The 13,788-nt window shown below is 45.3% G+C and carries 12 protein-coding genes; 9 read left to right on the top strand and 3 right to left on the bottom strand.

Going from position 1 to position 13,788, the window contains the following annotated elements; all coding sequences use genetic code 11:
- Window positions 1-43: 43 nt before the first annotated feature.
- Entirely contained in the window at window positions 44-538 is a 495-nt protein-coding gene (locus tag GPLA_RS17625) for a GNAT family N-acetyltransferase (protein WP_007106326.1), read from the bottom strand.
- 106 nt (window positions 539-644) lie between these two features.
- Entirely contained in the window at window positions 645-1,775 is a 1,131-nt protein-coding gene (locus tag GPLA_RS17620) for a VOC family protein (protein WP_007106325.1), read from the bottom strand.
- Between the two features lie 68 nt (window positions 1,776-1,843).
- Here GPLA_RS17620 and GPLA_RS17615 point away from each other — a divergent pair, with 68 nt between their 5' ends.
- The 8 genes from GPLA_RS17615 (at window position 1,844) to GPLA_RS17585 (ending at window position 11,388) form a co-directional block, all read left to right on the top strand.
- On the top strand, window positions 1,844-2,938 hold the full coding sequence (locus GPLA_RS17615) for a VOC family protein (protein ID WP_007106324.1): 1,095 nt from the start codon (window positions 1,844-1,846) through the stop codon (window positions 2,936-2,938).
- A complete protein-coding gene (locus tag GPLA_RS17610) occupies window positions 2,938-3,942 on the top strand; it encodes a VOC family protein (RefSeq protein WP_007106323.1) in 1,005 nt (334 codons plus the stop codon). Before GPLA_RS17615 ends, GPLA_RS17610 begins: the two co-directional genes overlap by 1 nt.
- 25 nt (window positions 3,943-3,967) lie before the next feature.
- The gene (locus GPLA_RS17605) at window positions 3,968-4,666 is read left to right on the top strand and encodes a Crp/Fnr family transcriptional regulator (protein WP_007106322.1); all 699 of its coding nucleotides are present in this window, start codon (window positions 3,968-3,970) and stop codon (window positions 4,664-4,666) included.
- Window positions 4,667-4,808: 142 nt separating this feature from the next.
- The gene (locus tag GPLA_RS17600; RefSeq protein ID WP_007106321.1) at window positions 4,809-5,375 is read left to right on the top strand and encodes a VOC family protein; all 567 of its coding nucleotides are present in this window, start codon (window positions 4,809-4,811) and stop codon (window positions 5,373-5,375) included.
- A 249-nt stretch (window positions 5,376-5,624) separates the two neighbouring features.
- Window positions 5,625-5,780 carry a hypothetical protein gene (locus GPLA_RS24105; RefSeq protein ID WP_007106319.1) on the top strand — a complete coding sequence of 52 codons (156 nt, stop codon included), beginning with the start codon at window positions 5,625-5,627 and terminating at the stop codon, window positions 5,778-5,780.
- A 38-nt stretch (window positions 5,781-5,818) separates the two neighbouring features.
- A complete protein-coding gene (locus GPLA_RS17595; RefSeq protein WP_007106318.1) occupies window positions 5,819-8,089 on the top strand; it encodes a TonB-dependent receptor in 2,271 nt (756 codons plus the stop codon).
- Between the two features lie 528 nt (window positions 8,090-8,617).
- Complete coding sequence (locus tag GPLA_RS17590; protein ID WP_007106317.1) at window positions 8,618-9,421, top strand: alpha/beta fold hydrolase; 804 nt, start codon at window positions 8,618-8,620, stop codon at window positions 9,419-9,421.
- A gap of 11 nt (window positions 9,422-9,432) precedes the next feature.
- The gene (locus GPLA_RS17585; protein ID WP_040515280.1) at window positions 9,433-11,388 is read left to right on the top strand and encodes a PAS domain-containing hybrid sensor histidine kinase/response regulator; all 1,956 of its coding nucleotides are present in this window, start codon (window positions 9,433-9,435) and stop codon (window positions 11,386-11,388) included.
- 97 nt (window positions 11,389-11,485) lie between these two features.
- Here the strand turns inward: GPLA_RS17585 and GPLA_RS17580 are convergent, their stop codons facing one another.
- On the bottom strand, window positions 11,486-11,947 hold the full coding sequence (locus tag GPLA_RS17580) for an Lrp/AsnC family transcriptional regulator (protein WP_007106314.1): 462 nt from the start codon (window positions 11,945-11,947) through the stop codon (window positions 11,486-11,488).
- 156 nt (window positions 11,948-12,103) lie between these two features.
- Between GPLA_RS17580 and leuA the strand changes: the two genes are divergently transcribed.
- Window positions 12,104-13,771 (top strand): 2-isopropylmalate synthase, encoded by a 1,668-nt coding sequence (gene leuA, locus GPLA_RS17575; RefSeq protein ID WP_007106313.1) that lies wholly within the window; start codon window positions 12,104-12,106, stop codon window positions 13,769-13,771.
- The last annotated feature ends 17 nt before the right edge of the window (window positions 13,772-13,788 follow it).

Raw genomic sequence — 13,788 nt, 5'->3', positions numbered from 1 at the left:
ATTTCCCGGTAGGGGGAGTGATGTCTGTTGTCACTGCCCTTTTTCAATTTAACTGAGCAAGTGTTGGACCAGTGGCGTTATTGTCGATAACGCGTGTCATATAACAACTATTCGGATCCCATGCATAATCCGCAAACGGACCACAATATTCAAAGCCAAATTTATGGTACAACCGCCTTGCAGGTGCAAAATATTCCATGCTACCCGTTTCCAAGCTCAATTGTTGATAACCTCGCTGCTTGGCCTGATGAATCAGATGCGTTAATAATGCAGATCCAACACCCCGATTACGCCCTTTATCTGCCGTTCGCATAGACTTAATTTCGCCGTGAGTGAGCGTCAGCGCTTTTAACGCAACACACCCCAGCACAACCCCATTTTCCCGAGCAGACCAGAACGTAATGGCAGAGTGCTTTAAGGCGTTCATATCCAAAGCATGGACACTTTCCGGCGGTGATGTGGCATACATATCCGTTAGATGCTCTTCCAGCAGCCCACGGACACCATCGCACGTAAGGTTATCTACAGTTATCTGCATCGGTTTTCGCTCCCTATATGCTCTGTCATGTGTGTTTTTAAAATTAACCTATTTGGGACAATCTGCATACACAGTCGAAGCCCGTATACCCCATTAAGAGCTCACGTTAATGCGCAGTAGTCTCGAATGTTAGCTCAGTCACTTCTGGTGTCGTTAACTTTGGCTTGGGTAATATTTGCCAGCTTGAACCATCGGGGCCGCGCAGTACAAAGCTATTTTCACCAAACTCGTTTTTTTGCACGTCAGTGGTAATAATACCGTGCTCTTCCGCTAGCTGTTTGACCAATTCAGGTTTGTCTGCGAATAAAGAATGCATAGTGATCCCTCCATAGCCAGGTTGTTGCGCGGCACTACGATCAGGACGCTGGTCCGGGTTTACAAAAAATTTCAGCTTGCCGGAGATATTATTTGGACTCACAAAACCACGATAGTAATGGCTACTACCATCGGCCATGTTAAACACCACTTTTGGGCCATCCTGCCAATCCCCATCCAGTACCACCGGCCCCTCAGGTTTTAAGCCAAACACATCCCGGTAATAGTCGGTTTGACGGTGCATATCTGCTTTACTGTTGCCGGCTAACATAAAATCATTGTGCGTAATTTCGCTGGTTCTAAGGGGGCTGTCTGGGGATATGCTGCCATAACCTTTTATGGTGTAACCGTAACGCTGAAACAACACTAGGTTAAAAAGCTCCCCATATACCGCCATTTCACGTACCCCAGTGCGGCGATTTAATACGTCCGGTTTACCTTCGGTCATAGCATACAAATCCGCATAAACGGGTGCAGTGGGGAGCCATTTTTGACCCGCTTTTCGCGCATCGGCAAACGCATCATGAATGCGAAACACGTCCTCGGTACGCATGACCATCATGCGCTGGCCAACCGTTTCTGGTTGGGCATACCCCACACCCGTCCCAAGTAGCGTTTCCCATGCGAGTACGCGAATAAGACCATGGCTGTCAACCTCAGCATTTTGCAAACGATAGGAAGTCAGCCCGCTATCGACCCCATATAAAGCGAGTGCCTTTTCGCGCCCTATTTGACCTTTGTCAATTTCCCGAAAGCCGAATTGCGCCAGATATTTAAGTAGGCTTTCACTGTCATCTGTGCCAATCATAACCTCGTACACTCCACCTACGCCGGTATCTGGGAGCAATTCTGACTGGCCGCGACTTGTTGATGATATGCCTAATAAAAGCCCCAAAATGCATAACCGAGTAAATACCGTCATTTAGTTACCTTTTTTTCTGTACTTGTATATGATTTGCTGACACTAACATTTGTACGGACAAATTTTAAATGAGTTTGAAATTGAATAACCGATTTTTGATATTAATCATGGGTGTGTTACTCACTTGCCTTGGATTTATGCCCCATGCCCATAGCGAATCAAACGATGCTTTGGCACCCAAAAGCCAAGTACGAGACGCGTTAGCTATGCCGCTGCATACGGTAACCATTGCCACCGTCTCATTGGAGCAAAGCCTGTTATTTTACCGTGATGGTATGGGCATGAGTGTTGAGGGGCCGTTAACTATCGGCCCAGCATTAGAAAAATCCCAACGCACCTTATGGGATATGCCTGGCGACCTCAGTTGGCAAACTTACCGTTTGTATCGAAAAGGGATAGACAGCGCGATTCAAATTCGTCTCTTAGTGCTTAGCAAACCTATGCCGAGTATTCACGATAGCTGGAATTCGCGAGAACTTGGCCCATTTTCATTGGGTTTTCCGAACAACAATACAATTGCGCTAGACAAACACATTCGCACCTTAGGTTTTGAAGCCCTTAATGCACTTGAAAGTTACCCAATTCCCAGACCCGACGGCAGTACTTACCCCATTGATGAAACCATTTTTAACGCGCCTGACTTTAACCATGGAGTGGCCATTACCCGTGGAGATGGCATGGCGCAACTTGGGCCTACAGACAAACATGGCAAAGGTGGCCCAGCCTATTCAGCCCAGGTGATCACTGACTCCGACTCGCAACTTAAATTTTACACCGACGTACTAGGATTAGAAATTCGTTCCGACCGGGTATTTAAATCCGCAGGTGATAAAGGCGCCATGAACCTACCAAACGGCACCGAATTTAGATTTGCTATCGTGTATAGCAAAGGGGCCACAACTGGTCACATGTTGTTTGTGGACTTTCATAATGTTGAACCGATCAAGCCTAAAAATGCCCCTAGCCTACCCAATATTGGCCTAGGCATGTGGAGCTTTCCGGTGCGTTCATTGCAAACGGTATTGGAAAACGCTAACGCATACGGTGCAGAAATAGTCAGTGCACCAATCAAGGTGGTCGATCCGTTAGTGGGTAGCGCCAACGTCGCCACACTGCGAGCACCAAATGGCTTTTTGATCGAAGTATTTGAGGAGCAAAAATAATGCGCGCTCTACTTGGATTTTTACTGCTGCTGAGTCCATTAAGCAACGCACAAGACTTCACTTTACAGGGCTTTACTGAGGCGGTTTTCATTGTTTCTGATATCGACAAAAGCAGCGCATTTTATCAACAATATGCGGGCTGGGAAGTAAGGTCAACGGCCGCGGTTGATCCCCAGTTAAAGCAACTGTGGCAACTGCCCGCAAACGCAGACGTCAAACAAGTACTGCTGGCTAATAAAGGCGAGCAGCGGGGTTATGTACGCTTTATTCAAATCGATAACCTTGCGCAACAGGTCATTCGTGGTAATACACAGTCTTGGGATGTAGGCGGTATATTTGACGTCAATGTACGCGTAGCCAACATGATACAGAAGCGCGAACAACTGCAAAGTGCAGGATGGCGCGGCACGAGCGACCCAGTCTCTTTCACATTCGGTCCTTATGAAGTGACAGAATGGATAACAACAGGCTCAGACGGCATTAGTTTCGCCATGATCGAGCGCATCAAACCGACCTTAGAAGGATGGCCCAACGTTAAACATATGAGTCGTGTGTTCAACTCGACGCAAGTAGTAAGCAATATAGCGACATCGCTGGCATTTTATCGTGACGTACTAGGGTTTCAGGTATATCTAGAACATAAAGGGGCCAGCAAAGAAGCTGGGCCAAATGTGCTGGGCTTGCCTTACAATCTGACGACAGAAATCCCGCGTTCCGTATATATTTTACACCCGCAAAAATCCAACGAAGGCTCAATAGAGTTATTACAGTTTCATGGCGCTGAGGGTAAAAATGTTAGCGCCTTGGCGTCGCCACCCAATTTAGGCATTGTCACTTTGCGTTTTCCAGTAGACAATTTAGCGGCACTGAGAACACATCTATTAGCAAATGATGTGGAAATAATATCCCAGGCGAGCTTGAATTTACCCCCATATGGACAAGTGGATATGCTGGCAATTAGATCGCCAGACCAAACATGGATCGAGTTTTATCAAGCGCGTTAACATAATAATAAAATAGGCTGAATTCATGTCACTCGATATCAACAAAGTAATCATTAAAACCTCCCTTACCTCGTGTTTTGGAAGCCATTTTAAAGAGGTCGAAGGTGCTAACGCCTTCATCGACGAGCTCGCTAAAGATGCAGAAGAAGTATCCTTCGCTCAAGGAGAATACGTATTTAGAGAAAAAGACGCGCCGGAATACGTATATATCCCCGAGTCCGGTTCACTTATGCTCGAGCGTTCCACAGCATCTGGCTCCCGGCAGGTCTTTGCGTTTTTGTTTACCGGTAACCTTGCCGGATTATCTGAAAACGTTAGCTATAGCTTTAGTGCCAAGGCATTAACCAACTGTGTCGTGATCCGTATCAGTCGTCAGCTCATGCAAGATATCTTCGATAAATACCCAGCGGTCGCCAAACGCTATCACGATGTAACCGGCCATATTTTGTCGCTGATACTCGACCAATTATTCATCATGGGCCAGAAGTCAGCGCACCAACGATTGGCGCATTTTCTATTGGATATGGAGCATAGACTCGGTCGTGGTACCCACCGTTTCTTTCTTCCTATGAGTCGCCAAGACATAGCAGACTACTTAGGTATGAGTTTAGAAACGGCCAGTCGCGGCTTTAGTAAGCTGAAAAAAGATGGTTTGATTTCTATTGAAAGCAACTACCAAATTACCGTGCTCGAAAGCGAAAAACTGATTGCATACGCGGACTAGCCTGTCCGGCTAATTAACGTAGCCAAGCAATAATCCCCGACTGTGCGCCAAGCCAGTAGACTTGATTATTATCAATGCGCCATTCTCAAATGGCGTTGATATTGGCATCTGCTAAACAACAAAAACAATGGATGACCCCCACATGAAAATCAGCTCGTCTCTTTTTGCAATCCTGTTATGTGCTCTGCCCAGTCTTTATGCTACGGCAGCGCCCGTTAATGAAGAGCAACGTATTTCAGTCGATATTCGCCGCACCACGTTTTTGGTCAACGACATTGATACCTCTTTGCAGCTGTATCGTGATGCGCTTGGCTTGAACGTCATTTATGATCAGATGATCAACAGCCCCATGGAAAATGGCGAGACCCGCAAGCGTCGCTTGGTCTTGCTACAAGCTAACGACACCTTTATTGGTGCTTTGGGCTTATTGCAATATATTTACCCTGAAAAACCTCAACGCCAAGAAAAATTTGATGAGCCAGTACCAGGCGACCCAATTATGGTGATGAACGTAGCTGACTTAGATATCAGGTGGAAACGCGTTGAAAAAGCCCCTAAAGTAGCGGTAATCGAAGCGCCGCACCATGTGGAGTATCCCCGTGCGGATGGTGGCAAAATAGCGGTAATGGTATCCATGATCCGCGATCCTGACGGCTACTGGTTAGAGGTGAACCAGTTACTCGATGCGCCAGCAAAGGCCAGCGATTAACCGTTCTAGGCACACCGCCCCGAGTTAAATTCTTATCCTATAGCACCTATTCAACCTCGTGTTAACTAGGTGCTTTTTTATGCATGAAAAACCTGAGTGCACAGTAAAAAGTATCTTATAATCAGTTAGTTGCAATGGTTCACATTGTTGATTTTTATCAAACCGGCAGCGCATAAGCAGTGCTAGATTGTCGCTGACGATAAAAATAAAAAACCTGTTTATACATATCAATACACACCAGGAATGCCGATGACACTAATAATAAAAAAACTCCCTCTGGCGATAACATCTATCTTGATGACTCAGCCCATGATGGCCTTTGCGCAAGAAGCGCTAACTGAATCCAGCAATCTAGACGCTTTGGAAATAATAGAAGTAACGTCTCGAAAAAAGCCGAATCGTTAAATCGTATTCCTGTCGCGGTATCTGCTTTCTCTGACACCATGATTGAACAAGGTTTTCAAAGCATAGATGACATTGCACGCTTTTCATCCGGCTTAAGCTTTTCAAAAGCCTTCGGCCGCGCGACTGAGCGACCCGTTATCCGTGGCATGGGTAATGTACTTGCCGGCATACAATTTGGTGTCGAATCAGGCGCTGCCTACTTTATCGATGGTAATTACTACTCTGGTGATGTGCAAAGTTTAGACATGTCTGATATCGCCAGAGTTGAAGTAGTAAAAGGCCCGCAAAGCGCGTTATATGGCCGTAATTCTTATTCTGGCGCGATTAATTTTATTACCAAGGGACCGGATCATGACGACTTCATGGGTAACGTTAAACTTAACTTGGCGCAAGATTCAGAACACACGGCATCCGCTTATATCAGCGGGCCATTAAACGACTGGCTAGCAGCGAGTTTGAGTGTGCGAGATTATCAAGTCGACGGCGATGAGGATTGGCGCAACATAGTCACCGATGAGATAGTAGGCGGCGAAGACACGCGCTCCGTGAGCATAGTGCTAGACGCCGCGCCGTCTGACAAACTAGGGGTACGTTTTCGACTTCAAAGCCAAGAAGATAGAGATGAAACACGACCGTTTTTCTTAACGCCTACCAGCGAGAATAACTGCGCACCCGGCTATCGATCATTATCATCTTGGGCAGCTTCAGGCTCAGGGAATAACTTTCAATACTTCTGCGGCGAAATTAAGAATCAACCCATCGCCCTTAACGATAAAGCAGATGCAGATGGTATACCAAATGAAGTCCCAGGCATCCCGGTTAATAGCTTTTTACCCTCTGGTTCAACATTTTTTGGCAGCCCATATGACACAGCTGATGGCACAGCTTATGACGGCGTAGGTCGCGACCTGATTATTTCAAGCTTAGCCATAGATTACGAAACCGATGCTGGCTATTCCATGTCATTGGCGCTGGGCTATCGTGACGATGATATAAGCACTGGCTCTGATGGTGACAACTCATCAGTAAACTACACCTTTGCTCCGGGCCAAGAGGCATTTTTTGCTAATACCTCTCGTCAGGAAACCAAAGACAAAACCGTTGAATTTACTCTGCACTCTCCCGAGGGTAAATTGGAATGGATGGCTGGCGCCTTTTACTACGATCAAGACAGAGATAATTTCGATTTAACTTTCGAAGACGCAAAGGTGGGTGTCTTTCAAGATAACAGTACTGTGACGAACAAAGCGGTTTATGCTTCAGTTGATTATCAACTAAGCGATAAGATTGACGGTACATTTGAAGCCCGCTGGGCAGAGGAAGAAAAAACGGTTACCGAGTTTGACCCGGATGGCTTAACAACGTTTGATGCCGGCGGCAGTTGGAACAACTTTACCCCTAGAGCCACCTTGAATTACCGTTATGACAGCAACACCATTTTTTACGGTATCGTCGGTCAAGGCGTTAAACCCGGTGGTATTAATGGCTCAGCCGGCGCTGAAACGGGCAAACCTACCTACGAGCAAGAAGAAATTACGACCTACGAGCTAGGTATAAAAAGCAGTGCCATTAACAAGGTCTATGCCACCGTATCTATGTTCTACAACGATGTAAGTGACATTCAACTGACGACCCCACTGAATGTACCGGCGGGCAATGTCGCCTCTGTCGCCACAAACCAAGGAAAAGGTGAAGTATTCGGTGTCGAAGTGGATATAAACGCACAATTTACTGACAATCTATCTGGTCGTTTTACTTACGCCCTAGCTGACACCAAATTCACTCAAGGCTGTGACGACTTTCAGTGGTCATTAACCAGTGGTGGTGGCGTGCTAACACCAGGGACAACAACCGGAACGGATTTTCGCAGTGACTTTGCTATCACCACACCTGCCAGTTGCTCCATCGATGGCAATGCGTTCCCCCTAAGTTCAAAACACCAAGCAAGCGCGTTTTTAGAATACATCACGCCCATCACAGGCGAACTTGAAGCCTTCTTTAATCTGGATGCCAGCTACGAGTCGAAGAAGTATGTGCAGGTACACAACCTAGCCTATGTACCAAGCGCGATCATTATGGGTGCACGCATGGGCATAAACAGTGAAAATTGGCGGGTCAGTCTTTATGCTCGAAACTTAACCGATGAGGACGCGCCTATTCTGACATCTCGTTGGTTAGGTATTCCTTATTTTACCTTTTCATCCCTCAATACCGCGCCCGATGGTGCAGACAACGGTTCGCCCCGTGCATTTTTTAGTGCTGCACGCCGAGGTCGTCAAGTCGGTATCGACATGACCTATCGTTTCTAGTGTTTATCTAGCAAACTAAAAAACGGAGCTCAAGGCTCCGTTTTTTTGCATTAAAATCAATCTCAGGTACAAACAGTGGTTACGCAAAATTGACCGCCTAGCAATGGCCGGCAACTAAGTTTATTGCTCTACATGCAATGTCGCGTGAAATCTCCTTACTTATTGGTTACGGGCCATTTTGATCATAGGGAATTTGACGTGATAAAAGTGTAGCAATAAAAGCATTACCCGCGGTCCTGCTCAGCCATTTACCAAGCACAATATTCGTAAGATATAATTACCACTTCTATTTATGATCTCTACTTTACTTTGTTCGTTTTTTTTTACCCCTCCGCGGAAAATAGCTAAATGAAGATGGTATTTCTATTATGCTAATTAATTTGCTCGAGGTGAGATCAACCTGTATAAACCATCATAATTTAATCGTATTCCCATTCAATAACTGACCGAGCGTATAGTGTCTATTGCACTGCTTAATCGTCGATGAAAAAATCTAATTAGATACAGCTGTAAATTGAGAGAACCATCATGAGCGTTCAAATACGCAATAATATTCAAGTAATAGGAAGTGGTTCCACCACATTGGTGTTTGCACACGGTTTTGGTTGTGACCAAAATATGTGGCGATATCTCACGCCGTCTTTTCAAGCGCGTTTCAAAATTGTGTTATTTGATCTTGTGGGTAGCGGCAAATCAGATCTATCGGCCTACGATTTCGAAAAATATGCGTCATTGCACGGTTATGCAGCAGATTTAATTGAAATAATAGATGAACTAACAGACCAACCCGTTATATTTGTCGGTCATTCTGTGAGTTCTATTATCGGCTTACTTGCCTCAGTACAGGCACCCGAAAAATTTACGTGTCAAATCATGGTGGGGCCATCACCGTGTTACATCAATGAGGGGGATTATATCGGTGGTTTTTCACAAGCCGACGTTGAAGAATTGTGTAACACCATAGATAGTAACTACCTAGGTTGGTCTAGCACTATGGCACCCACTATCATGGGAGCCCCCAACCAGCCCGAATTATCAGTTGAACTGACAAACAGCTTTTGCCGGACCGATCCAGAAATAGCCAAACACTTTGCCCGGGCTACATTTTTATCTGATCACAGAGACGCCTTGTCAAAATCCACCACACCTGCCCTGATCCTTCAGTGTAGTGATGATTTCATAGCCCCCTGTACCGTTGGTCAGTATATGCATAAAACCATGGCAGATGCTGAGTTATGCATTATCGATAATGTGGGCCATTGCCCGCACCTTAGCGCCCCAGATGCCAGTACCCAAGCCATAAAAAACTATCTTAAACGGTTTTATGAATAAAAAACGCGACAATGAATAACATTCCAGACCTGTCATCATCATTTGACTGCGCACCTTGCGGCTTAGTCACCACCGAAGTGAATGGAACAATCTGCAGGGTGAATACCACCTTTTGCAATTGGCTTGGTTTTACGCCCAGCGAATTAATTAACAATAAAAGAATCCAAGACTTGTTTACCATTGGTGGACGTTTTTTCCATCATACCCATTGGGCACCTCTTCTGCAGCTACAAGGCTCGGTATCAGAAGTGCAAATGGATTTAGTGACTAGCGACGGTAAAACGCTGCCCATGCTGATTAATGTTTCTCGTCAGAAACACGGTGATAGTCAATTTGATCAACTGGCGTTTTTTGTTGCTACGGAACGCAAAAATTATGAGCGCGAATTAATTTCCGCCCGTAAATCTGTAGAGGAGTCTTTAGCGTCTTTACATACCTCGCAAGAGGAATTGCAGGAAAGCCGCGACATTTTGAGTATTGCCATTCGCAGTGCTCGGATGGGCGTATGGACTCAAGATATAAAATCCGGTGAAGTTTGGTGGACTCCAGAGCTGCAACAACTGACGGGGTGGACTGATAAAGAAATATGGGCGACACCAGAACAATTTTATAACTTAATACACCCAGATGATTTGAGCTCATTTGCCACTGCACTCCAAAATTCTATCGACACGAAATCAGACTTCGACATTCAATTCCGTCTTAAGCATTCTGACGCAAGCTGGTTGGCGATGGAAGGCCGAGGGCATGCTACCTATTCAGAAACCGGTGAGGCACTAACGATTGTGGGTGTCATAATGGATGTATCTGAGCGCAAAGCGACGGAAAGAGAATTACATCAATTAAACCAACAGTTATCCATTGCCGATCGGCGCAAAGATGAATTTCTAGCAACTTTGGGCCACGAGCTGCGCAACCCGTTAGCCCCAATAAGAAATGTTTTAGAAATTATGCGACTCAAAGAAACTGAAGATTCTTTCATGCACTGGTCACGCGAGATGATTGAACGACATATATCTCAGATGACACATTTGGTTGATGATTTAATGGAAGCGTCACGCATTTCCCAGGGTCGGTTGGAACTTAGAATGCGAAATATTGATATCGCTGACCCCATGCAAAGCGCCATTGAGTCAACCCAATCCATAATGGACAAGTCCAAGCATACGTTGACCGTAACACGCCCCGAATCCCCGATATTTGTTGAAGCCGATACCACTCGATTGACGCAAATTATTGCTAACTTATTGAATAACGCAGGAAAATATACGCCGGATGGTGGTGATATTTCCTTGAGTGCATTTCAACAAGGTAATGAAGTGGTTTTGTCAGTTAAGGATTCAGGGATGGGGATCCCACCCGAACAGCTGACCAACGTTTTTAACATGTTCTCTCAACTCACCCCGGCACTTGAACATGCACAAGGTGGCTTAGGTATAGGTCTTGCCCTTGTCCATGGATTAGTTAAGTTACACGATGGCAGCATTGTGGCTCACAGTGAAGGCGATGGAAAAGGCAGTGAGTTTATTGTGCGCTTACCCATATCTCGCGCCCCTATCGAAATCACTCCCATTGTTGAAAAGCCGATTGATTTGGTTACCGATAGCAAGCGCATTTTAGTGATTGAAGACAATATTGATGCTGCCGAAAGCTTATCAATGCTATTAGAGTTCAGCGGCCACTCGACCCGCATTGCCCACAGTGGTATGGATGGGATCATTGCCGCAGAAGAATTTTGCCCTGACGTGATTTTGTTAGATATAGGCCTGCCTGATATCAATGGTTACCAAGTCGCACAGCACATTCGTCAACAGACGTGGGGCAAAGATATCTTTCTCATTGCCGCTACCGGCTGGGGACAAGATAAAGATAAGGCGTTAGCCAAAGAAGCTGGATTTGATAAACATTTGATAAAACCGATCAATTTTCAAGATCTTAAATCGTTATTGCAGAAAATTAACCGCTAAACGGTGGCGCAATAACGCTTTGCTTCTACGAAAATTAGCTTACCCATCAGTTATTTCAATTAAGCACCAGCTCTTTTTATGTTTAACGAAGTGTTAATTACACAGGTAGTGCCGTGGTTTTTACCGGCGACTTAAGCACAAAGGAAGAATGGACACCGCTGACCCCTTCAATTCGCGTAAGTTTGTTGAGCAAAAACTGCTGAAAGTCATCCATGTCTTTAACGATCACTTTAAGAAGGTAATCCGCCGTTTGTCCGGTGATCAAATGGCATTCTAGTACCTCACTAAAACCGGTGACGCTATCTTCAAAAATCGCGAAACGTTCCGGTGTATGTTTGTCCATAATAATTTGAATAAACGACAATAGCGTTAAACCTAATTTACGGGCATTTAATAACGCTACATAGCCATCAATGAGTCCCGCTTCTTCTAGTTGGCGTACTCGGCGTAAACAAGGCGACGGCGATAAATTAATGGCGTCTGCCAGTTCTTGGTTAGACACACGCCCTTTCTGTTGGATTATTTCAAGAATTAAACGATCATACTTATCAAGTACCATAACAGCGACATCCTAAGATAGTAAATATCAATATTATCAATTATTGAGCAATAATATTGTTATACGAGAATGAATTATACACATTTACGCAATCATCTATGGATCTTCTTCGGTTAAGCTTATTAACAGATTTTATCCCATTCTCCGGAGCCCCATATGATTAGCCAACCCCAGACCAAATATCAACCTTTTAGAGGTGTCAGCTTACCCGATCGTCAGTGGCCCAATAATCATATTACCCACCCGCCCATCTGGATGAGTACCGATTTACGCGATGGCAATCAAGCTCTGATTGATCCCATGTCCATTGAGACAAAGTTACGTTTCTTTAAACAACTTGTGGCGATTGGCTTTAAGCAAATTGAAGTGGGCTTTCCCTCGGCATCAGATATCGACTTTAATTTTGTGCGTTTGCTCATCGAACAGGATCACATTCCGGATGACGTCACCATCGAAGTATTAGTGCAAGCCCGTTATGACTTGATTGAACGCACAGTAGAGAGTTTACGTGGCGCCAAACAAGCGATTTTACATCTGTATAATCCTATCGCCCCTGCGTTTAGAGAGCTCGTATATAAAACCGATAAAGCGGGTGTAAAAGGCATTGCTACCCAAGGCACAACTTGGGTCAAAGCGCTGACCGAGCAGGCCCCAGAGGTTAATTGGACTTATCAATATTCACCGGAAGTTTTTTCCAGTACTGAAATTGAATTTGCGAAAGAAGTCTGTGATGCTGTAGTGGATATCTGGCAGCCAAGCAGAGATAACAAAATTATCATCAACCTGCCTGCCACCATCGAAATGAACACGCCCAATACCTATGCAGATCAAATTGAATGGATGCACCGTCATTTAAATCAGCGCGAACATATTATTCTGAGTGTGCACCCCCACAATGACCGTGGTACCGCGGTTGCGGCGGCTGAATTGGCTGTCATGGCCGGTGCAGACAGAGTGGAAGGCTGTTTGTTTGGTAATGGCGAACGCACAGGTAACGTAGACCTTGTCACCCTAGCGTTGAATTTGTATACACAGGGTGTGCACCCAAATTTAGATTTTTCGAAAATAGATCAAGTACGTAAATTGGTCGAAGAATGCAATCAACTGCCGGTTCACCCACGCCATCCTTATGCGGGCGAGTTGGTATTTACCGCTTTCTCTGGCTCACATCAAGACGCGATCAAAAAAGGGTTAGCCGTTCAAAAACCAAACGATATCTGGCAAGTGCCCTATTTACCTATTGATCCCGCCGACCTAGGCCGTGGTTACGATGCGGTTGTGCGGGTTAACAGCCAGTCAGGTAAGGGCGGCGTTAGCTTCTTATTGGATCGCCAAGCCGGTTTGCAATTACCACGTAAATTACAAATAGAGTTCAGTCGAATTGTGCAGCAAAATAATGACAGCAGCGGCAAAGAAATGAGTGCGGTTGATATTGTGGCATTGTTCGAAGCCACCTATTTAACCCAACCAGACTGGATAGAATACAAGCAAAGCCAAATTAACACCCTTGCGGATAACCGACAAAAAATCGATATTCAGTTGATATATAATGATTCGCCGATCAGCATTAGCGGCATAGGGAACGGCCCCATCGACGCCGCTGCCAATGCCATTCGCAGCTTTACCGATGAGCCTCTAGAAATTGTCGACTACCACGAGCACGCTATTGGTGAAGGGTCAGCAGTGACCGCAGTATGTTATTTGGAATTAAAAACCGATAATAATAACACTCGCTTCGGGGTCGCCAAAGACAGCAACATCATGACGGCCGCAATAAAAGCCATGTTAGGTGGTATCAACCGAAAAGTAGCGGTAGCAGCATAAATGTAAACGACGCATTC

The sequence above is a fragment of the Paraglaciecola polaris LMG 21857 genome, from assembly GCF_000315055.1.
Taxonomy (GTDB): domain Bacteria; phylum Pseudomonadota; class Gammaproteobacteria; order Enterobacterales; family Alteromonadaceae; genus Paraglaciecola; species Paraglaciecola polaris.
Note: the sequence above shows the minus strand (reverse complement) of the source record. Positions and strands in the feature narration are given on the sequence as shown.

Excerpts from the sequence above, each read along its gene's own strand:
- GPLA_RS17580 (WP_007106314.1), bottom strand. The coding sequence starts at position 11,947 with ATGGTACTTGATAAGTATGATCGTTTAATTCTTGAAATAATCCAACAG.
- GPLA_RS17625 (WP_007106326.1), bottom strand. The coding sequence starts at position 538 with ATGCAGATAACTGTAGATAACCTTACGTGCGATGGTGTCCGTGGGCTG.
- GPLA_RS17595 (WP_007106318.1), top strand. The coding sequence starts at position 5,819 with ATGATTGAACAAGGTTTTCAAAGCATAGATGACATTGCACGCTTTTCA.
- GPLA_RS17605 (WP_007106322.1), top strand. The coding sequence starts at position 3,968 with ATGTCACTCGATATCAACAAAGTAATCATTAAAACCTCCCTTACCTCG.
- GPLA_RS17585 (WP_040515280.1), top strand. The coding sequence starts at position 9,433 with ATGAATAACATTCCAGACCTGTCATCATCATTTGACTGCGCACCTTGC.
- leuA (WP_007106313.1), top strand. The coding sequence starts at position 12,104 with ATGATTAGCCAACCCCAGACCAAATATCAACCTTTTAGAGGTGTCAGC.
- GPLA_RS24105 (WP_007106319.1), top strand. The coding sequence starts at position 5,625 with ATGACACTAATAATAAAAAAACTCCCTCTGGCGATAACATCTATCTTG.
- GPLA_RS17590 (WP_007106317.1), top strand. The coding sequence starts at position 8,618 with ATGAGCGTTCAAATACGCAATAATATTCAAGTAATAGGAAGTGGTTCC.
- GPLA_RS17600 (WP_007106321.1), top strand. The coding sequence starts at position 4,809 with ATGAAAATCAGCTCGTCTCTTTTTGCAATCCTGTTATGTGCTCTGCCC.
- GPLA_RS17620 (WP_007106325.1), bottom strand. The coding sequence starts at position 1,775 with ATGACGGTATTTACTCGGTTATGCATTTTGGGGCTTTTATTAGGCATA.
- GPLA_RS17610 (WP_007106323.1), top strand. The coding sequence starts at position 2,938 with ATGCGCGCTCTACTTGGATTTTTACTGCTGCTGAGTCCATTAAGCAAC.
- GPLA_RS17615 (WP_007106324.1), top strand. The coding sequence starts at position 1,844 with ATGAGTTTGAAATTGAATAACCGATTTTTGATATTAATCATGGGTGTG.